Raw genomic sequence first — 21,043 nt, 5'->3', positions numbered from 1 at the left:
AAAAGAGAGGGATTTTCAATCATTTGGCTGGAAAAAATCCTAAATGCAGAGTCATGGAAAGCTAAACTGGAGTACGGTTAATACCCGTCGGTTTCACACCGTTAACATGATGAAGTGATGAATGATTATTGATAAATTAATTGTTCATAATTAGGGTGGTACCGCGATATCTCGTCCCTGCATCGATGCAGAGATGGGATTTTTTTATTGTTTTGTAAGTTTGGAAGTAATCGGGAGTGCAGTTTAGCTCTCGTTAATAAGAATATGGGAGGGTTATAAATGAAACAGTTAACATCGGATGAAGTAAGACAAATGTTTATTGATTTTTTTAAGGAAAAAGGGCATCGTGTTGAACCCAGTGCATCATTAGTACCGAAAGAAGATCCGACATTATTATGGATAAACAGTGGAGTAGCAACATTAAAAAAATATTTCGATGGACGTGTGATTCCAGATAATCCTCGAATTGTGAACGCACAAAAATCAATTCGTACAAACGATATTGAAAATGTAGGCTTCACAGCAAGACACCATACGTTTTTTGAAATGCTTGGCAATTTTTCTATTGGCGACTATTTTAAAAAAGAAGCGATAGAATGGGCATGGGAGTTCTTGACGAGTGAAAAATGGATAGGTTTTGATGAAGCGTTACTTGCGGTGACCGTACATCCTGAGGACGATGAAGCATACGACATGTGGTTGAATGATATACGCATTCCAAAGGAACGGATTATTCGACTAGAAGAAAATTTTTGGGACATTGGTGAAGGGCCAAGTGGTCCAAATACGGAAATATTCTATGACCGTGGGGAAAAGTATGGGAACGACCCAAACGATCCAGAATTATATCCGGGTGGTGAAAATGATCGTTATTTGGAAATATGGAACTTAGTATTTTCCCAGTTTAACCATAACCCCGATGATACGTATACACCACTTCCTAAAAAGAATATTGATACAGGGCTTGGCCTCGAACGAATCGTTTCTGTAATCCAGGATGTCCCGACAAACTTCGAAACAGATTTGTTTATGCCGATCATTCGTAAAATAGAGGAATTTGCAACAACAACTTATGGGTCTGGAAATGAAAGTGACGTAGCTTTTAAAGTAATTGCCGATCATATCCGTACCGTAAGTTTTGCTATTGCAGATGGAGCAGTACCGTCGAATGAAGGAAGAGGATATGTACTAAGAAGGTTACTTCGAAGAGCCGTTCGTTTTGCGAAAGAAATAGGTATTGAGAACTCTTTCATGTATAATTTAGTCAACACGGTAGGAGAAATTATGAAGGATTTCTATCCGGAAGTTTTAAAGCAGAAAGAGCTGGTCAATAATATCGTAAAAGTGGAAGAGGAGCGTTTTCATGAAACACTAAATGACGGACTGGAAATTTTAACTTCAATAATGGAAAAAGAGAAAGTTAAAAAAAGTACCGTTTTCCCGGGTGTGGATGTATTTAGATTGTATGATACATATGGATTTCCAAAAGAATTAACGGAAGAATATGTAGAGCGTGAAGGTTTTACAATAGATGAACAAGGGTTCAAGTTGGAAATGGACAAACAGCGTGAACGAGCTAGGAATGCCCGGCAGAAAGTGGACTCTATGCAAGTTCAGGAAGGCATTTTAAGTGAAATCGAAGTGGATAGTGAATTTGTTGGTTATCAGCAGTTAGAAGTGGAAACAACAATTGCTGCAGTGATAAATGGAAAAGAAAAAGTAGAATCTGCTCAATCGGGAAGTGACGTATTCTTATTGTTAAAGGAAACCCCTTTCTATGCAGAAAGTGGTGGACAGGTTGCTGATCAGGGATGGATATATACAGATCATGCATCTGCCTATGTTGAGGATGTTCAAAAGTCACCCAAAGGGGATCATATTCATCGTGTAAAGGTGAAAGATGGGACGTTACATGCAAAGGATACGGTAAAGGCAATAGTTGATACACAATTTCGTTCATCCATTGTAAAGAATCACACGGCTACACATTTATTGCATCAAGCATTGAAAGGTGTTCTTGGTAGCCATGTTAATCAGTCTGGTTCGCTTGTAACCCCTGATCGAATGCGTTTTGATTTTACTCATTTTCATGCCATTTCAAAAGAAGAATTACAGCAAGTTGAACAGATCGTAAATGAAAAAATTTGGACCTCTATACAACTTGTTATCGACAATAAAAAAATTGAAGAGGCTAAAGAAATGGGTGCAATGGCGTTATTTGGAGAAAAATATGGGGACATCGTTCGCGTTGTGCAAATAGGAGATTACAGCATTGAATTATGTGGCGGTAATCACGTTCAAAACACATCTGAAATTGGTTTATTTAAAATTGTTTCTGAAGCAGGAATAGGTGCAGGAATTAGAAGAATCGAAGCGTGTACAAGTAAACATGCGTATGAATTATTAAATAATAAAATGAGTCTATTGCAGGAGTCAGCACAATTAGTAAAAACCAATGAAGAAAAGCTCCCAGAACGAATTGAGGCTTTGTTTCAGGAAATAAAAACGTTAAATAAAGAGAAGGAGTCCTTGAATGCTAAATTATCAAACGTTGAAACTTCCTCAATATTGGATCAAGTAGAATCCCAAAATGATGTGCAATACCTAGCACAAAAAGTAGACGTGGAGGATATGAACCAATTAAGAAACATGGTTGATAATATAAAGCAGAAACTAGGATCCGGAATAATATTATTGGCTACAGAAAATAATCAAAAGGTACAATTAGCTTCAGGTGTATCGAAGGATTTAATAGAACGTGGATTCCATGCTGGTAACCTAATCAAACAAGCAGCAGAGCTTTGTGGAGGCGGTGGAGGTGGACGTCCGGACATGGCCCAAGCTGGTGGCAAGAACCCACAAGGAATAAATGAAGCACTATCTTTTGTTAAGCAATATATAAGTGAAAAGGAACACTACTAATAGAGGTTGTGTTGTTCAAAAAGTCCGGTAAAAATGACACGTCAATAGTCGACGTCGAAGTCACCACAACACGTGAGAAGCTCGTTGGCTTGTTTCTCCACTCCTTGGAAAAGGAATACCACTTTTCCTGCGTGCAAGATCGTCTGCTCGAAGCGCCGCCTCGAACTTTCGACGCACATATGTTTTCGGTGGGGCGAGTATTTACGCGCAGTCCCAGGACGTGCTAGTTTCGGCGGTGCAGGCAGGACGCCTGCGACTTTAGCCGACTCGGTACTTTTTATCCCCTATTTTGAACACTACTAATAGGACCGTGTTCTATCAAGAGAAAAAGATATAATATTTTCCATAAACATGTTAGAATATCAAATGAAGGTAAAATATGGACTATGGAAAAGAAATAATATGGAATTATATGAGTTAAATCATAGAAAACAGAGGTACTCACTAGTAATTGAATACCAAGTTATTCTAAGAATGAGGTGTCACGATGAGTTCAATTGATAAAACAATGAAATTTAATTTTTCGGAAGAGCCATTTGATCAGGATATTAAAGAGATATTATTTACTGTTCATGCAGCATTGCAAGAGAAAGGGTACAATCCGATTAACCAAATTGTGGGTTATTTATTATCAGGTGATCCTGCTTATATACCTAGACATAAAGATGCTCGGAATTTAATTCGAAAAATTGAACGTGATGAAGTGATTGAAGAACTGGTAAAGTTTTATTTAGACAAACAAAGGGAAGAATAAATGAAAATCATTGGATTAGATGTCGGGTCTAAAACGATAGGCGTGGCTGTAAGTGATGCACTAGGTTGGACTGCACAAGGGTTAACAACCATTAAATGGGATGAAAATGATATTGGATCTGCTGATACATCGTTAAAACAAATTATAGCTGATCATGAAATAGGGAAGGCTATAGTAGGCTTGCCTAAAAACATGAATAATACAATCGGGGAGCGTGGTGAAGCTTCTCAAAGGTATGCACAGCATATAGAAGATGTCCACGGAATTCCTACAATATTGTGGGACGAGCGATTGACAACAATTGCAGCTGAGCGTGTCTTACTGGAGGCCGATGTGAGTAGGAAAAAGAGAAAAAAAGTTATCGATAAGATGGCTGCAATCATGATATTACAAGGATATCTCGATCAAAAATAAAGGAGTGAGACTTAATGTCACTAGAGAAAAAAGAGCGGATCATCATTCCAGATGAAAATGGAGAAGAACATTTATTTGAAGTTTTATTTACGTTCGATGTAGATGAAACCAATCACTCATATATCGCTTTAGTTCCTGCGGATAAATCTGAAGACGATGGAGAAGAAGTTGAGGTATACGCCTTTCGTTACGAAGAACAAACAAAGGATGACGACGACTTATCCCTAATTCCTATTGAATCTGATGAGGAATGGGAAATGGTAGAAGAAATGTTGCATACATTAACGGAAGAAGAGAACGAATCTTAATTATAGAAAATAGGGAACTAGCTGATGTCAACTTAGACATCAGCTACTATTCTATATATGATTATAATGGAATATCCAGTTGTTTTTTAGTATAATAACCGAGTGGTGAGAGGAGGATATGATGTCAAAGAAGAACAAATTAGGAAAATACAAAGATAATTTAATTGCGCGTAGCGGCGAAGCTAGAACCGTTCGAAAAGTCGTAGCAATAATAATTATGACACTCATTCTTCTCCTTGTTGTTGGTGGAGCTTCGGGATATTTATATATTAAGTCTGCACTCGGTCCAGTTGATCCTGATAGTGAGGAAGAAATAGAAGTTGATATACCCATCGGATCAACTCCTTCTGTTATAGCGGAAATACTTGAAGAGAATGACGTAATTAAGAGTAGTCAGATCTTCCGTTTTTATGCACAATTTAACAATCAGTCTGACTTCCAGGCTGGCGAATATACCTTTTCACCAGCTATGTCGGCTGATGAACTAATTGAGTCTCTTAAAAGCGGAAGAGTCATGCAAGAGCCAATTCATAGGATTACAATACCGGAGGGTTTCACGATTGATCAAATAGCAGATGAATATGCAGAAAACCTGCATTTTACAAAGGATGATTTTTTAGATCAAGTAAATGATTCAGCGTACATTGAAGCGTTAATAGAAACCTATCCAACTATTTTATCTGAAGACATTCTGGAGTCGTCTATTAGAACCCCGCTTGAAGGTTATTTATTTGCATCAACGTATGAATTTCATGAGGAAGAACCTCCTATTACATCTGTTGTAGAAAAAATGCTTAACCAAACAGAATCTGTTATCTCTCCTTATCTTGATGAAATGGAAAACCAGGATTTTGATGTCCATGAAACGCTAACTTTTGCATCTTTAGTGGAAAAGGAAACTGGAAGTGAAGAACAGCGCGAGCTCATTTCTGGCGTGTTTTATAATCGGTTAGAACAAGAAATGCCCTTACAAACGGATCCAACCGTATTATATGCACTCGGAGAACATAAGGAAACCGTATTGTATGAGGATTTAGAAGTTGACTCACCATACAATACCTATCAGATAGATGCTTTACCGGTAGGGCCAATCTCGAATTTTTCCGAAAGCGCATTGGAAGCAACACTTAATCCTGAAGAATCCGATTACCTGTATTTCCTACATGATGGAGAAGGAAATGTATATTATTCAGAAACACACGAAGAACATTTAGAATATAGAGAAGCATATATCGAATAAATGATAAAAGGAATTGTATGTCCTGATTATACTTTTCCTGTTAATAGCAAAGAGGTATTTATATGGAAGAACAGCTGACAAGTTATTTAAATAAAAGGTTGCCTGAACAAGAAGACTGGGTTATTGATTTAGAAGAACAGGCCAAAAAAGAAAATGTTCCGATAATGGAACCAGTTGGTATGCATTTTGTTATGCAATTAATAAAATTAAAAAAACCGACTAGAATATTAGAGATTGGCACAGCTATCGGATATTCTGCATTACGAATGGTTGAAGCATATCCTGATACATCAATTGTGACCATTGAAAAAGATGAGGCACGGTATCACCAAGCAAAGGTGAATATAAAAAATCAACATAAGATAAGCAATATTAAAATCATTCATGGTGATGCATTAGATAAAATAAATGAACTGGTAGAAGAAAACAGTACATTCGATTTCATTTTCATTGATGCAGCAAAGGGACAATACAAGCGATATTTTGAGCTTGCTAGCCCAATGTTAACAGAAGAAGGTTGTATTCTATCCGATAATGTATTGTTTAAAGGCTATGTAGTTAATCCTAAACAAGCCCTTTCTCGGCATGAAAAAATGGTCAATAAAATCCAAAACTATAATGAATGGCTCACAAAACATCCAGATTTCACAACTTCCATCGTACCTATTGGTGATGGTGTGGCTATTAGTCTTAAAAATAGCTGGAAAGGGGAAACACTTTCATGAGGAATAAGCCAGTTGTTATCGGTGTAGCAGGTGGAAGTGGAAGTGGGAAAACATCGGTAACAAGATCAATAGGGCAACGTTTTTCCGAAGAAACCATTCTGGTTATTGAGCAGGATTATTATTATAAGGATCAGAGTCACTTGCCATTAGAAGAAAGACTTAACACAAATTATGATCATCCACACGCCTTTGATAATGACTTATTAATAAAACATCTTCATGAATTAATGAATCATCAAGCAATTGAAAAACCTGTATATGATTATAAAATTCATACACGCTCTGATAAAGTTATAGAAGTAGAGCCTAAAGACGTTATTATTTTAGAAGGAATTCTTATATTAGATGATCCAAGGTTGATTGACTTAATGGACATAAAAGTATTTGTTGATACGGATGCTGATCTTCGAATTATTCGTCGCCTTTTGAGAGATATCAAAGAACGTGGGAGAACATTGGATTCCGTGATTGATCAATATCTGAACAATGTTCGGCCCTCACACCTTCAATTTATCGAACCGACTAAGCGTTATGCCGATATTATTATTCCAGAAGGCGGACAAAATCATGTGGCAATCGACATTATGGCCACGAAAATTGAAACGATTTTATCGAAAAACAGATAATAATTATTTTATAAAAACCATTGAAAATTTAAGTGGAATCTGCCATAGTAATGAATAATAATATTTATCTTTTTCTAATATTTAAAATGAAGGATTGGTAGGCTGAGCAAATGCTAATATTGCTCATTTTGTATGTTATGTGAATAAAAAGGAGTGTTTTTTGGAATGGCAATAGAGAAAAGTTATTATATGACACAAGAAGGTAAAGAAAAAATGGAAGAGGAGTTACACCAGTTAAAAACGGAAAAAAGACAAGAAGTTGTAGAACGCATAAAAGAGGCGCGAGATTTTGGTGACTTATCCGAGAACTCAGAGTATGATGCGGCAAAAGATGAGCAATCATTTGTTGAGACACGAATTTCTCAGGTTGAAAAGATGATTCGTAATGCTGTTATTATTGAAAATGATAATGATAATTCGGATATTGTGTCTTTAGGTAAATCGGTAACATTTAAAGAATTGCCTGATGGAGATGAAGAGACATATATGATTGTAGGTAGTGCTGAGGCCGATCCATTTGAAGGAAAAATCTCAAACGATTCACCAATGGCAAAAAGTTTGCTCGGCCATGAAATTGGCACAGAGGTTGCTGTGACAACACCCGGTGGAGACATTCAAGTAAAAATTGTAAAGGTTGATTAATTCGTAATGAGCAATAAAATCGGAGAATTTTCCGCTTTTATTGCTATTTTACATATAAGTGTGTGTTCAGTATATAGAAACATAAAATAGGGAGGAAATTAAGATGGATGATTTTAACAATGATTCACGTCTGAACAAACATGAGAAACGCAGAAAAAACACAAAATCTATATCTATTCTTCTCATAATTGGTGGTATTCTGATTATTATTTTACTAGGTATGTGGGTTTTTGGTGGTAATAATGACGAAGAATCGGACAACATTAATGAAACAACTGAAAATGAAGATACTGAAACTGAACCAGATACAGGATCAGACACAGAACAAAATCCAGAAGAGGATACAGCAGATGGTAATGATGAAGCTGCTGAAGGTGTAGAAGAAAATGATGATGATGAATTGAATGAAGAAGCTAGTGAAGATGATGAGGATGTAGAGACAGAACCAGCTGAACCATCTGACGATAACGTTATAGAAGCTTATACAGGTAATTGGGATCCGGTGGGTACAGAGCAAGAAAGCCCTCAGACTACTACTGATTATAGTGATGGTTCACAAGATCGTGTTGAAATTGATGTAGCAGCCTCAGAAGCTACTGGTTTAAACCAAAGTAATATGAGAACACATTGGGTTGGTAACGGGGGAGATCAACAAGTCGTTGCTACTGTTGGAGATGAAGATTTATCAGAGTTTTATCGTGTCTATATATCATGGGTGGATAATGAAGGATGGCAGCCAACAAAAGTGGAAGTCTTAAATGAATTAGATCTATAGCTTGCTATTATTTAGGAGGATTTAAATGACAATAGGAATCATCGGAGCGATGGATGAAGAAGTTGCCTTATTGCTGGATAAGATGGTTGAGAAGGAAGAAAGGACCGTTGCCAATTGTTTATTTGTACGTGGGAAACTTCTTGGCAAACAAGTAGTTTTATTGAAATCTGGTATAGGAAAAGTAAATGCAGCAATGGCTACAACTATTATGCACGAACACTATTCTCCATCTCATGTTATTAATACAGGTTCTGCTGGTGGGTTTGCTGAGAACCTTGAAGTAGGGGATGTTGTCATTTCAACAGAGGTTGTACATCATGATGTTGACGTGACTGCATTTGATTATGCCTATGGACAAGTCCCTGGTATGCCTGCAATGTATGCTGCAGATACCCATCTAATTACAAATGCCATAACTGCGGTAAAGGAATTGGATATACAATATGAAGAAGGGATTATTGCTACTGGTGACTCCTTTATGGAGGATCCAATTCGCGTAGCCTTTGTAAAAGAAAAATTCCCTACGATGATTGCATCCGAAATGGAAGCAGCATCCGTCGCACAGGTCTGTTATCAATATAATAAACCATTTGTAATTATTCGAGCTTTATCTGATATAGCTGGAAAGCAATCTTCCATTTCATTTGATGAGTTCCTAGAAAAGGCAGCGAAAAATGCCTCTTTACTAATCATGTCTATTATAAAAGAGATCTAAAAAATATGGAGCGCTAATCTACATGATTAGCGCTCCATATTTACCCTCTTCGCTCTTGTCGATAGTATTCATGAAATACTTTCATTAATGCTCTCTTTTCAATTCGTGATACATAGCTTCGTGATATGTTTAATTTTTTAGCAATTTCTCGTTGTGTCATCTCCTTATAGTTATTTAACCCGTAACGATAAACGATTACTTCTCGTTCCCGATTGTCAAGAATAGAAAAATATTCCTGCATTTTCTCTATCTCCATGTTTAATTGAATATATTCAATTACATTTTCATTCTCTGCTTCCAGAATATCGATCAGACTAATCTCATTACCTTCCTTATCCTGGCCAATTGGATCCTGTAGGGAGACATCTTTTTTTACTTTTTTTAATGCCCGTAAATGCATAAGAATTTCATTTTCAATACAACGTGCAGCATACGTTGCAAGCTTCGTTCCTTTATCAACAGAAAAGCTTTCTACTCCTTTAATTAAGCCTATTGTACCAATTGAAATCAAATCTTCCAGATCTTCGCCAGTATTTTCGAATTTTTTTACAATGTGGGCAACTAGCCGTAAATTATGTTCGATGAGTTTATTTCGGGCATTTTCATCACCATGTTGCATTTGTTCAATGTATTTTGCTTCTTCATCTGGTGGTAAAGGCTGGGGAAAGGCGTGGTTTTTAACGTAGGAGACGAAAAAGATGGTCTCCTTGATGAGTAGTGCAAGCATACTTAATATTCCGGACACACACATGCACCTCCATGGGCTTTTGTCTATATAACATCTTTATGATGCACCGCAACGTTTCGTGTCTGTCCTTAAAAAATAATTAAGTTATTTGCGCTCCAACTCTTCTTGTTTCGAATTAGGTACTTTTTTGAGTGCTCACTTTAAGCAATCAAAAAAATCGAACCTTGGGATTATTCAAGGTTCGATTTTTTACTTATGTTGATTCATCATTTTCATTTTTTTTATTGTATACTTCTTTTAAGTCATCTTGAATGCTTTGTTCCCATAATGGGACACCTTTCCAGTAAGCGGTACGGCTAATCATCATGGCAGCTACAGGTGCTGTTAAGAAAACAAACAGAATGACTAACAGAATCTTACCATTAAATTGACCCTGTGCAAGAAAGAACAGGAATACGCCAAGCATAATAGAGATGACTCCGAGCGTTGCACTTTTTGTTGCAGCTTGAGCTCTGCCATACACGTCACGAAAGCGAATTAACCCAATTGAACTTAGGAGGCTTAAGAATCCACCGATGAGAACTAAAATACTTATGATGATTTCACTCACGGTCAAATACAACACCCCTTTCAATAAATTTGGATAAGGCAATTGTTCCGATAAAAGCAAGGATACTGAGAACTAGGGCAACATCAGAATACGCTACAGTCTCTTGAACTAACATAATCATCCCAACAAACCCAATTAAGTTAATCCCAAATGAATCAAGAGCTAGAACACGGTCAGGTAATGTAGGCCCAATGATGGTTCGTATAAAACAAACAAACAACGAGATGGACATAACAATTAGAACCACTTGTAGAATTACTTGAAACATTATTTTGTCACCTCCATGATTGCATGTTCAAACGAATTTTGAATCTCATTAATCATTGCTTCCTTATCTGGAACATCTATCGCATGAATATAAATAATTTTATTGTCATCTGAGAAATCCATTGATAGGGTACCAGGTGTTAATGAGATTAGGGATGCGAGTAAGGTTAATTCCCATTCCGTTTCAAGTTTTGTCGGAACTGCGACAATTCCTGGTTTAATATCCAGCTTTAGACTGAGTACTATTTTGATCATATCAAGATTCGCTGCTAATAGCTTATAAATGAAAAGCAACGTCAGTTTTATAATCGCCCATACGCGATTGAAATAGAAGTCAAAAAGTAAAAAGCGACGTAGGACAAGTAGAATAAAGATCCCTATTACATAACCTACAAGAAAGTCAATCCCCGTGTAGCTATTTTGTAAGAATGTCCAAATGACCGCAATTACAATATTTAATAAGATTTGATAAGCCATTGTATCTACTCCTTAAGAACAGATTCGATATAAATCGATGGATCCATAATTTGATCTGCAATTTGCAATGAATATTGAAAAACAGGCTCAGCTGCGAAGCCAAGAATAATAGTTAAGGCAACGAGTGGGACAATTGGTAGTAATAGCTTACCGACAGGGAAGTTAGCTTGTTCTTCTGTGTGTTTTGGTTCTCCCCAGAAAGCATAATTGAAAATCTTGATCATCGAGAAGAGCGTTAACAGTCCAACTAATAGAGCTACACCTGAAATAACATACTGTCCTTCTTCAAAACCTGATAGTATAATCGGAAATTTACTAAAGAATCCACTTAATGGTGGTATTCCTGCTAAAGACAGTGCACCAATCAAGAACATCCAAGCAAGATAGGGGTGCGTCTTTAATAAACCACCCATTTGCTTCAGATCTGTTGTACCTGTAATTCGTTGAGTTGCTCCCGCAAACAGAAAGAGAGCAGACTTAACAATAATATGATGTGCAATGTAAAAAATGGCGCCTGCTATTGCAAGTCTCGTGTAAATTCCGAGTCCCATAACCATGTAACCAACTTGGCTGATTATATGATAGGAAAGGATACGTTTGAAGTCAAATTGAGATACGGCTCCAAGAACACCAAAAAACATTGTCAAACCAGCTATTGTTGCGATAATTCCTTTATGAGTAAACGTTGGATCATGAATAAATATTAACGTAAATGAACGAATAATCGCATAGATACCAACTTTTGTAAGTAAGCCACCAAACAATGCAGCTATAGCTGCAGGCGGACCATAGTAAGAACGTGGCAGCCAAAAATAAAGAGGAAATAATGCCCCTTTCATTGCAAAGACAATAAATAAGAGTACTGCAATGACATTTAAGATACCAGTTTGCTCAAGTTCTGCTACTCGCTCCGCAATATGTGCCATATTGAACGTGCCCGTAACAGCATAGATATATGCTATTGCGATAATAAAAAGAGCAGAAGCAAAAACATTGATAACTACATATTTCACCGATTCACGGAGTTGATATTTCGTTCCACCCATCACAATAAGAACATAGGAAGAAATCAACATCACTTCAAAAAAGACAAATAAGTTAAATAAATCGCCTGTTAAGAAAGCACCGTTTACACCTGTTAACAAGAAGAAGTAAAAAGGATAGAAATAATACTTCTCCCGTTCGGATGAAATGGTTTGATATGCAAAGAACAAGCATACAACACCAACGATACTGGACAAGACGAGCATCAGAGTTGCAAACATATCAGCAACAAGTACGATTCCAAAAGGTGCTGACCAATTTCCTAATTCTAGAGTGGTAATACCATTCTGGTAAACATAAATGGCCAGATAAATTGAAATAACGAGCATACCAATAGCAGTGACTCCACTAATCACACGCTGCACGGTATGTTTTTTTGCAAATAAAATCAAAATTGCTCCAATAATAAATGGGATTAAAATTGGAAGTATAACAATATTATTCATCAACAGATCCCCTTAATTGGTCTAAATCATCCGTATTATGCACCTTATACGTTCGATAGGCTAATACAAGTAGGAATGAAGTGACCCCAAAACTAATAACGATTGCTGTTAAAACAAGAGCTTGTGGTAGTGGATCGGCATAAGCCTCAGCTCCTGAACCCAACAACGGTGCTACACCTCTTTGTAGCCCTGCCATAGTAAATAGAAGCAGATTTGCCCCGTGTGACATTAACATCGTACCAAGGATAACACGTAATAAGCTTCTAGTAAGAAGCATATAAGTACCAACCGTAAAGAGGACACCAATCATGATAGACATTAGTATTTCCATTACTTATCATCCTCCGCAATTGTTAAAGTGATCGTTAAGGCAATCCCAACTACTACTAGAAAGATACCAAGATCGAATGGAAGAGCAGTCGTAAGCTCAGTCTCTCCAATTATAGGTAGCTGGAAGTAAGCAAAAAATTGAGTTAAAAATGGATAACCAAGAAGCATTGTCGTTACCCCAGTTCCAATGGCAAGTAACAAACCGATTGAAATTAGTGCCGTGAAGTCAAACGGTAGTGCTTTCCTTAACGTTTTCATGTCAAATGCAAGATACATCAGCAACAAAGCGCTAGCTGTCATTAATCCACCGATAAAGCCGCCACCAGGGGCATTATGACCGGCAAAAAATAAATAAAGAGAAAACGAGAGAATGATAAATGTCACAACTCTAGTTACAGTGCGAAGCATAACATCATTGGATTTTATTTGTTTCACACATCTTCCCTCCCTGTAAATCGAAGTTTAATTAACGTAACAACACCAAGAGCTGCAATACCAAGTACAAGTACTTCAAGCAATGTATCAAGTCCACGGAAATCAACTAGTATTACGTTAACCATATTATATCCACCTGCTAATTCCTTGGAATTTTCAATGAAAAATTCGGATATCGACTCAAAGTTTGCATCTTGCCCAAGTGCAAAGGAACTGACTGCAATAGCTGTAAATAGTGATCCAACACCAAGCGAAATAATCAAATTAAGGATATTAAAACGTAGCTTGGCGGTTCTTCTTTGAAGATCCGGCAAATGATAAAAGACTAGCATAAACAGGACAACTGTTACAGTCTCTACCAATAATTGTGTAAGAGCTAAATCTGGCGCTCGAAATATAACAAATAGGAGCGCGAGAAGAAATCCAATAATCCCTATTACGATAACTGCAGTGATCCGGTGATTAACAAACGCAATTGAAATGGTTGCCCCGATAAATACAAGTGCAACTATCCACATAAATGGACTAATTGACGACGTACTTGCTGTATCAATTGCAAACGCATCATAACGATACATGGTATAACCCAATAATAATATAGAAAAACCACACATATAGACAAAGTAATCTCTAAGTGAACCAGTCATTTGAGCACGTGTTACAGCTTGTGAACCACTGATTAATCCAGAAACACCATTATCGTAAAGCCTATTTAATGGATCGCGCTCTTTCAAATAGAAAGGCAGTTTTGACCATTTCTTCATCATCAGATAAATCACTATTCCTACAACAATAACACCAATAGTCATAAGTAGAGCGGTGTTTACTCCATGCCAATGAGAAATACCTACATCGAATTGCTGACCAGGCTCTAAAAGGTTTGGCAAAATCGATGCCATTGCCGGTTCAATCAACGAATACGCTAGTAAGTTCGGAAACAGTCCGAAAATAACTACTAATGAACCAAGAACAATCGGGCTAATAAGCATGCCAAATGGAGCTTCATGAACATGAACGTCATAGTTCTCCGGCTTGAATTTTCCAGTAAAAGTCTTAAAGAACATGATTGCACAGTAAACAAATGTAAGTACACTTGCAACCCATGCTAGAACTGGGAAAAGCATGCCCCAAGTTTCCATATTAAATATACCAAATTGTGTAGCATTTACCGTTCCTTCAAAGAACATTTCTTTACTTAGGAAACCATTAAATGGTGGTAAACCAGCCATTGATGCAAGTCCAATTAATGAGATGGTAAATGTAATCGGCATGATTGTCATGAGACCACCGAGTTTACGGATATCTCGTGTGCCGGTTTCATGATCAATAATCCCTGCTGTCATAAACAGACTACCCTTAAAGGTTGCATGATTTATTAAATGGAAAACAGCTGCCAAGATCGCTGTTGTGTAAAGCGTGTCTTCAGCACCGACATCAAAATAGAGGGAAGCTGAACCAAGTCCAAGTAACGTCATAATCAAACCAAGTTGACTAACAGTCGAGAAGGCTAGAATGGATTTCAGATCTTTTTGCCTAACGGCTGAAATAGCCCCCCAAACAAGTGTCGTGATACCTACAAGAGAAATAATCCAGAACCATTCTGCACTGCCTCCGAATACAGGAGTGAGCCGTGCCACAAGATAGATCCCTGCTTTAACCATGGTAGCTGAATGTAAATAGGCACTTACTGGAGTTGGAGCTTCCATTGCATCCGGGAGCCATATATGAAATGGAAATTGAGCAGATTTTGTAAATGCACCAAGCAAAATAAGTATCATTGCTGGTAAGAATAGGCTGCTCGTTGTGACCAAATCCACATTTGCAATTATCTCTCGAATACTAAATGTATCCGTCATGACATATAGTAATGAGAAACCACCAAGCATGGAAAGTCCACCGAATACAGTAATAAACATGGATTTCTGTGCACCATTCGTAGATTTTTCACGATGGAACCAATAGCTGATTAGTAGAGAAGAAGAAATACTTGTTACTTCCCAGAATACGTAGAGGACAATTAGGTTATCAGATAAGACAACCCCGAGCATCGCTCCCATAAACATTAACAAATAAACGTAGAAATTATTTAACCTTTCATTTTTCTTGGATAAATAATAAATCGAATATAAAACAACTAACGTTCCTATTCCTGTTATAAGCAGTGCAAATAACAAACTCAGCCCATCGACGTAAACATCAAAGTAGATCCCAAGTGAAGGAACCCATGGTACTGAATTCATAATTGTATCACCGGACGATGTCACGGGGATATAGGATAAGAAATAAATAAACAAAACGAGGGGGAGTATAAGAACAAACCACCCTGTATGTATTCGCCTTGCATACTTATAAAAAAATGGAATTAAAATGGCTAACAAAAAGGGGGCAATTGTAGCCCAATGTAAAACCGTCAAGTAAAATACCTCCTTTATAAATACAGTTACGTTACGTAAAAACTTTCTTACTCTACTGAGATTCTCTTTATACTATTTAAAAGTATAACCTAAAATTAAACGACGTGCATGTTTGACACATCTAGTATTCCCTATCTCTTAATAACTATTAATATAGGTAGAAATGGGGTAAATAAATTTAAAAAAGTACTTGTAACATCATCATATTATATAAATATAAGTTCGATCACTCCTTAGCTTATAAATTTGCGATACTTTCTTGAATAGCAACGCTTAATAAATATTATACAACGAGTAATTTAACATAATAATGCATAGAGAAAAATAAATAACCCCTATCTTTTTTAAAAAAAGATAGGGGTTATTTATTTCTTCCTATTAAATGGACACAGTTAAACTTGACCTGACCTTGACCGTTTACATTTAGTTTTGTACCATAAATGCCTTCTATTTATTTCTTCTTCGATTAATGATAGAAAATCAGGGCTTAAACTTAATTCATTTGCTTTATGATAAGATTCCAATAACAATTCATCTGACAAATATTTCATAAATAAAGCCCTCCAAATAAATTAAAGTTTATATACGATCTATTTTTTAAGTTATTAATAATTTAACATGATTAGTAACGTGTAACAAGCTACAAGTTATCTACACGCGCCTGTAGATAACTTGTGCACAAAGAATTCGGATGACCTGAATAAACCTTTATATCAGCTTGTAATATGTGAGTAAAGTTATCCACAATGCAAATAATGAAGGAATTTGTCGAACGGTTTTTGCAAATGTTAGGGAAATAACGTATAAATTTAACGTGGATTATCATATAGTAATAAATTTCCCTTTATTATTATAGAAAGTTATTATAGGATTAGGATACAATATAAGTCGTAGAATCTTAATGATTTGAGTAATGATGAGGTGTATGGATAGTGATTAAAAATTTTTTGCCAAATGAACATGTTAAAAGTATATTTGATATTCAACCATCAACGTTAAATGAAAGAGGGATAAAGGGGATTATTACGGATTTAGATAATACGTTAGTGGCTTGGGATGTAAAAGACGCTACTCCTGAAGTAATACAATGGTTTAAATTGATGGAGGATTATAATATTAAAGTTACTATTATTTCCAATAATAAAGAGGAGCGCGTTAAAATTTTTTCCGACCCATTAAATACCCCATTTGTATTTAGTGCTCGTAAACCTTTAAGTAAGGCCTTTATAACAGTCGCTAGAAAAATGGAGTTAAAGAAAGAAGAGGTTGTAGTTATCGGCGACCAGGTACTAACAGATGTTCTTGGGGGGAATATAGCAGGCTTTCATACTATTTTAGTAGTTCCAATTGTACAAACAGATGGTAAAATAACAAAGATTAACCGTAAAATTGAACGAAGAATTTTAAAATATATGCGTAAAAAAGGAAAAATAAGCTGGGAGGAATAATGTTGAGTAATATATATTGTCAAGGATGTGGTGTGCTTATTCAAACATCCGATAAGGAAGCACCTGGTTATACACCAAAATCATCCCTTGAAAGAGAAGATGTACTGTGTCAAAGATGTTTTCGTTTAAAGCATTATAATGAGATACAAGACGTTTCCATTACGGATGATGATTTCCTGAAAATGGTTAGTAGCATCCGAGATACAAATGGCTTTGTTGTACATGTTATTGATGTTTTTGATGTAGATGGAAGTTTAATTAAGAGCCTCCCGCGTATTATTGGTGATAATCCAATTGTGTTAGTAGGGAATAAGGTTGATTTATTACCTAAATCAACCAATAGGCGAAAACTTGTACAATGGTTGAGAACTTCTGCTAAAGAAGCAGGAGTGAATGTGAAGGATGTTTTCTTAATCTCATCAATGAATGGTGATGGTATAGAAGAGTTAACATTTGAATTAGAGAATTATAGAGATAATAAGGATGTATATATTGTAGGAACGACTAATGTAGGAAAATCAACCTTTATTAATCGTTTAATAAAGCAAACAAGTGGAATGGGTGATGTAATCACAACATCATACTTCCCGGGTACAACATTAGGCTTTATCGAGATTCCATTGGATGATGAAACTTCCTTAATCGATACACCTGGTATCGTAAATAAACAACAGATGGCACATTATGTTTCAGAGCAAGATTTAAAATTGATTAATCCTGAAAAAGAAATCAAGCCACGCGTCTACCAGTTGGAAAGTAAGCAGACCTTATTTTTTGGAGGCTTGGCCAGATTAGACTTTATTAAAGGAGAAAAAGAATCATTTGTATGTTATTTCTCAAATCAGCTTCCAATACACCGGACAAAATTAGATAATGCGGATAACCTATATAAAAATCATGTTGGAGGTTTGCTGTCACCTCCGAATAAGAAAACATTGGAAATAGTACCAAAACTAACGAAAAATACGCATCGCCTATCAGGAGATAAAACAGACATTGTCTTTCCAGGATTGGGTTGGGTAAGTGTATCTGGGAAAGATATAACGGTGGTTGCGCATAGTCCTAAAGGTGTAGCTGTATCGGTAAGAAAATCACTGCTTTAAGAGAGGGGATCTTGTTCTTATGTATTATCGTTTAGCGCTCATTGGTTATCCAATAAATCACTCACTATCACCATGGATTCACGAGCATTTTTTGGAAAAAGCAAATTTAAATGGTGACTACTCCACTTTCGAAATTAGTCCAGATGATTCCTTTTCATTAAAAGTCAAACAATTAATGAACGATAATGTGCAAGGGTTTAATGTCACCGTTCCTTATAAAGAAAAAATCATCTCGTTTTTAGATGAAATAGACGAGAGTGCAGAAAAGATTGGTGCTGTTAATACCGTTGTTAATCGAAACGGAAGGTGGATCGGTTATAATACGGATGGAATAGGATATATGCGATCCTTAGAGAGTAAATTCCCGAATTTCCACCAGGATAAAGCAAAGCGTATTCTTATAATTGGTGCTGGTGGTGCAACAAGAGGTATTTATCATGCGTTGGTTCAGTCTGGATTTTTAAACATAGATATAACGAATCGAACGACTGAAAAGGCTGCAGAAATAGCGAAATTAAAAAGCGATGCTACAACAACTAACATTTTTTCATTGGATCAGGCTGAACAAATGATAAAGAACTATGATGTTATCATTCAAACAACATCAGTAGGAATGAAACCAAATCCTGATAATATTGTGTTTAAAATGAATGAACTTAAGGAAACGAGTATCGTTAGTGATATTATTTATCAACCACTGGAGACGAGACTTTTGAAAGAAGCAGGAGAAAAAGGTGTCGGATTACATTACGGTCACACGATGCTTTTATATCAAGCTCAATATGCTTTTGAAATATGGACAGGTCTTAAAGTACCTATGGGAAGTATGGACAGACAATTAAAACATAAATTGGAAGGACGATAATATGTTAACAGGAAAACAAAAAAGATTTTTGCGATCGGAAGCCAATCAATTAAAACCAATTTTCCAGGTGGGTAAAGATGGTGTTAATGAGAACATGATTCAACAGATTAAAGAAGCCTTAGAAAAAAGGGAATTAATGAAAGTAAATGTTCTGCAAAATAGTTTAGAAGACAAAGATACCGTTGCAGAGCAATTAGCTGAGGGAACAAATGCGGAAGTTGCTCAAGTTATTGGAAATATAATTGTATTGTATAAGGAATCTCAAGAGAATAAGCAAATCAGGCTGCCATAAAGGGGAATAATATGAAACGAGTTGGTATTTTAGGTGGAACTTTTGATCCCCCACATTTGGGGCATCTGGTAATAGCTGAAGAAACACGATTGGCGCTGGGCTTAGAGGAAATATGGTTTATTCCATCTTATACGCCGCCACATAAGGATGAAGCAAAAACGAGTGTAGAAGATCGAATAGGAATGGTAGAACAAGCAATAGAAGCTAACGATTCTTTTAAAATAAATACAATAGAAGTGGATCGCTTGGGGAAGTCATATACATTCGATACAATGACAGCATTACGCCTTGAATATCCATCGATTGATTTCTATTTTATAATTGGAGCGGATATGGTTGAATACTTACCGCACTGGGATAGAATAGATGACCTCATTAATCTGGTAAAATTCGTAGGTGCTAAAAGAACAGGTTATAAGTTAAAAACGGATTACCCAATTATTGAGGTCGATATGCCAATAATTGATATATCATCAACAGGAATAAGAAATCGATTAGCCAATAAAAAAACGGTTCATTATTTAATACCCGATACTGTTTATAGCTATATTAAGGAGAATCAATTGTATGGAAATAAGTGAAGCAGTAGCCCGTGTAAAACCACACTTAACCAAAGAACGTTTTGATCATACATTACGTGTTGCAGAGACTGCGGTCCACCTTGCAGATTTATACGGTGAATCAAAGGAAAAAGCAGAACTCGCAGCCATTTTCCATGATTATGCGAAACAATTTCCGTTACATGAGTTAGAAAGAAGGATCACAAGCAGTTCACTGTCGAAAGATCTACTTCTCTATCATCATGAACTATGGCATGGTCCTGTTGCAGCGGTACTTGTTGAGCAGGAATTTGGTATAAAAGATTCCGGAATACGAGATGCTATTCAATACCATACAACAGGAAGAGCAAAGATGAGTAAAATGGAAAGGATCATCTATCTGGCAGATTACATTGAGCCAGGGAGAAGTTTTCCAGGAATTGATGAAGTAAGGGAAATGGCTGAAAAAAACTTGAAGTTTGCATGCTTGATGGCGATACGAAACTCAATTCATTATCTGATGCAAAAAAAAGCAACTATATACCCAGATACATTTCATGCGTATAATGACTTAACTAGATGTTTAGATGGAGGTAATTTTATAAATGGAAAACAATGAAGTTATTCAAATAGCAGCAGAAGCTTGTGATGATATAAGAGCAGAGGACATTATTGCTTTAGATATGAATCAGGTTTCCTTAGTAGCAGATTATTTTCTCATTTGTCACGGTAACACGGAAAGACAAGTACAGGCGATTGCTCGTTCGATTAAACAGGCAATGGACGAGAGGGATATACCAGTTGGGCGTATTGAAGGAATGGAACAAGGACGATGGGTATTGGTTGATACAGGTGATGTTTTATGTCATATCTTTCATAAGGACGAACGAAATTATTATAATTTAGAGCGTTTATGGGGAGATGCGGCTAGAGTACCCCTGCACATCGGTGAGGAAGGTTAATA

26 protein-coding genes are annotated in these 21,043 nt (G+C 36.4%); 17 read left to right on the top strand and 9 right to left on the bottom strand.

Annotated elements, in window-relative coordinates; genetic code table 11:
- The first annotated feature begins 279 nt into the window (after positions 1–279).
- The 10 genes from alaS (at position 280) to mtnN (ending at position 9,121) form a co-directional block, all read left to right on the top strand.
- Entirely contained in the window at positions 280–2,922 is a 2,643-nt protein-coding gene (alaS, locus tag OLD84_RS11345; protein WP_209461977.1) for an alanine--tRNA ligase, read from the top strand.
- 487 nt (positions 2,923–3,409) lie between these two features.
- Positions 3,410–3,676 (top strand): IreB family regulatory phosphoprotein, encoded by a 267-nt coding sequence (locus OLD84_RS11340; RefSeq protein ID WP_209461976.1) that lies wholly within the window; start codon positions 3,410–3,412, stop codon positions 3,674–3,676.
- Positions 3,677–4,090, top strand: coding sequence for a Holliday junction resolvase RuvX (ruvX, locus tag OLD84_RS11335; RefSeq protein WP_209461975.1), 414 nt, complete (start codon positions 3,677–3,679; stop codon positions 4,088–4,090). It begins immediately after the preceding gene.
- A 14-nt stretch (positions 4,091–4,104) separates the two neighbouring features.
- Entirely contained in the window at positions 4,105–4,398 is a 294-nt protein-coding gene (locus tag OLD84_RS11330) for a DUF1292 domain-containing protein (RefSeq protein ID WP_209461974.1), read from the top strand.
- A 118-nt stretch (positions 4,399–4,516) separates the two neighbouring features.
- Complete coding sequence (gene mltG / locus OLD84_RS11325; RefSeq protein ID WP_319961080.1) at positions 4,517–5,638, top strand: endolytic transglycosylase MltG; 1,122 nt, start codon at positions 4,517–4,519, stop codon at positions 5,636–5,638.
- Positions 5,639–5,700: 62 nt separating this feature from the next.
- Entirely contained in the window at positions 5,701–6,363 is a 663-nt protein-coding gene (locus OLD84_RS11320; RefSeq protein ID WP_209461973.1) for an O-methyltransferase, read from the top strand.
- Complete coding sequence (gene udk, locus OLD84_RS11315; RefSeq protein WP_209461972.1) at positions 6,360–6,989, top strand: uridine kinase; 630 nt, start codon at positions 6,360–6,362, stop codon at positions 6,987–6,989. The genes OLD84_RS11320 and udk overlap by 4 nt, the downstream gene beginning before the upstream one ends.
- Positions 6,990–7,154: 165 nt before the next feature.
- A complete protein-coding gene (gene greA, locus OLD84_RS11310; protein WP_209461971.1) occupies positions 7,155–7,631 on the top strand; it encodes a transcription elongation factor GreA in 477 nt (158 codons plus the stop codon).
- Positions 7,632–7,734: 103 nt separating this feature from the next.
- Positions 7,735–8,406 carry a YrrS family protein gene (locus OLD84_RS11305; protein WP_209461970.1) on the top strand — a complete coding sequence of 224 codons (672 nt, stop codon included), beginning with the start codon at positions 7,735–7,737 and terminating at the stop codon, positions 8,404–8,406.
- A 25-nt stretch (positions 8,407–8,431) separates the two neighbouring features.
- Entirely contained in the window at positions 8,432–9,121 is a 690-nt protein-coding gene (mtnN, locus tag OLD84_RS11300; RefSeq protein ID WP_209461969.1) for a 5'-methylthioadenosine/S-adenosylhomocysteine nucleosidase, read from the top strand.
- A 40-nt stretch (positions 9,122–9,161) separates the two neighbouring features.
- On the opposite strand, the gene sigK is transcribed toward mtnN, so the two are convergent.
- From sigK to sda, 9 genes are all read right to left on the bottom strand, one after another.
- Positions 9,162–9,866, bottom strand: coding sequence for an RNA polymerase sporulation sigma factor SigK (gene sigK / locus OLD84_RS11295; protein WP_209461968.1), 705 nt, complete (start codon positions 9,864–9,866; stop codon positions 9,162–9,164).
- Between the two features lie 196 nt (positions 9,867–10,062).
- On the bottom strand, positions 10,063–10,425 hold the full coding sequence (mnhG, locus tag OLD84_RS11290; RefSeq protein WP_209461967.1) for a monovalent cation/H(+) antiporter subunit G: 363 nt from the start codon (positions 10,423–10,425) through the stop codon (positions 10,063–10,065).
- The gene (locus tag OLD84_RS11285; RefSeq protein WP_209461966.1) at positions 10,412–10,687 is read right to left on the bottom strand and encodes a Na(+)/H(+) antiporter subunit F1; all 276 of its coding nucleotides are present in this window, start codon (positions 10,685–10,687) and stop codon (positions 10,412–10,414) included. Before OLD84_RS11285 ends, mnhG begins: the two co-directional genes overlap by 14 nt.
- A complete protein-coding gene (locus tag OLD84_RS11280; protein WP_209461965.1) occupies positions 10,687–11,163 on the bottom strand; it encodes a Na+/H+ antiporter subunit E in 477 nt (158 codons plus the stop codon). Before OLD84_RS11280 ends, OLD84_RS11285 begins: the two co-directional genes overlap by 1 nt.
- Positions 11,164–11,168: 5 nt before the next feature.
- Positions 11,169–12,653, bottom strand: a complete 1,485-nt coding sequence (locus OLD84_RS11275; protein ID WP_209461964.1) for a Na+/H+ antiporter subunit D — start codon at positions 12,651–12,653, stop codon at positions 11,169–11,171.
- Positions 12,646–12,984: a Na(+)/H(+) antiporter subunit C gene (locus OLD84_RS11270; RefSeq protein ID WP_209461963.1), complete on the bottom strand. Its 339-nt coding sequence runs from the start codon at positions 12,982–12,984 to the stop codon at positions 12,646–12,648. Before OLD84_RS11270 ends, OLD84_RS11275 begins: the two co-directional genes overlap by 8 nt.
- Positions 12,984–13,418: a Na(+)/H(+) antiporter subunit B gene (locus OLD84_RS11265; protein ID WP_209461962.1), complete on the bottom strand. Its 435-nt coding sequence runs from the start codon at positions 13,416–13,418 to the stop codon at positions 12,984–12,986. Before OLD84_RS11265 ends, OLD84_RS11270 begins: the two co-directional genes overlap by 1 nt.
- A complete protein-coding gene (locus OLD84_RS11260) occupies positions 13,415–15,832 on the bottom strand; it encodes a Na+/H+ antiporter subunit A (protein WP_209461961.1) in 2,418 nt (805 codons plus the stop codon). Before OLD84_RS11260 ends, OLD84_RS11265 begins: the two co-directional genes overlap by 4 nt.
- A gap of 392 nt (positions 15,833–16,224) precedes the next feature.
- Positions 16,225–16,383, bottom strand: a complete 159-nt coding sequence (gene sda / locus OLD84_RS11255; protein WP_209461960.1) for a sporulation histidine kinase inhibitor Sda — start codon at positions 16,381–16,383, stop codon at positions 16,225–16,227.
- 381 nt (positions 16,384–16,764) lie between these two features.
- On the opposite strand from sda, the gene OLD84_RS11250 reads away from it, so the two are divergent.
- From OLD84_RS11250 to rsfS, 7 genes are read left to right on the top strand one after another with little or no spacing between them, the layout of a single operon-like run.
- Positions 16,765–17,280 (top strand): YqeG family HAD IIIA-type phosphatase, encoded by a 516-nt coding sequence (locus tag OLD84_RS11250; protein ID WP_209461959.1) that lies wholly within the window; start codon positions 16,765–16,767, stop codon positions 17,278–17,280.
- A 2-nt stretch (positions 17,281–17,282) separates the two neighbouring features.
- Positions 17,283–18,383: a ribosome biogenesis GTPase YqeH gene (gene yqeH, locus OLD84_RS11245; protein WP_209462156.1), complete on the top strand. Its 1,101-nt coding sequence runs from the start codon at positions 17,283–17,285 to the stop codon at positions 18,381–18,383.
- Between the two features lie 19 nt (positions 18,384–18,402).
- The gene (gene aroE / locus OLD84_RS11240; RefSeq protein ID WP_209461958.1) at positions 18,403–19,248 is read left to right on the top strand and encodes a shikimate dehydrogenase; all 846 of its coding nucleotides are present in this window, start codon (positions 18,403–18,405) and stop codon (positions 19,246–19,248) included.
- A gap of 1 nt (position 19,249) precedes the next feature.
- The gene (yhbY, locus tag OLD84_RS11235) at positions 19,250–19,540 is read left to right on the top strand and encodes a ribosome assembly RNA-binding protein YhbY (RefSeq protein WP_209461957.1); all 291 of its coding nucleotides are present in this window, start codon (positions 19,250–19,252) and stop codon (positions 19,538–19,540) included.
- Positions 19,541–19,551: 11 nt separating this feature from the next.
- A complete protein-coding gene (locus OLD84_RS11230) occupies positions 19,552–20,121 on the top strand; it encodes a nicotinate-nucleotide adenylyltransferase (protein ID WP_209461956.1) in 570 nt (189 codons plus the stop codon).
- Entirely contained in the window at positions 20,108–20,698 is a 591-nt protein-coding gene (yqeK, locus tag OLD84_RS11225) for a bis(5'-nucleosyl)-tetraphosphatase (symmetrical) YqeK (protein WP_209461955.1), read from the top strand. Before OLD84_RS11230 ends, yqeK begins: the two co-directional genes overlap by 14 nt.
- Positions 20,685–21,041 (top strand): ribosome silencing factor, encoded by a 357-nt coding sequence (rsfS, locus tag OLD84_RS11220; protein WP_209461954.1) that lies wholly within the window; start codon positions 20,685–20,687, stop codon positions 21,039–21,041. The genes yqeK and rsfS overlap by 14 nt, the downstream gene beginning before the upstream one ends.
- Positions 21,042–21,043: the final 2 nt, after the last annotated feature.

The sequence above is a fragment of the Virgibacillus natechei genome (assembly GCF_026013645.1).
Taxonomy (GTDB): Bacteria; Bacillota; Bacilli; order Bacillales; family Amphibacillaceae; genus Virgibacillus_L; species Virgibacillus_L natechei.
This window is presented reverse-complemented; position numbering and strand designations above follow the sequence as displayed.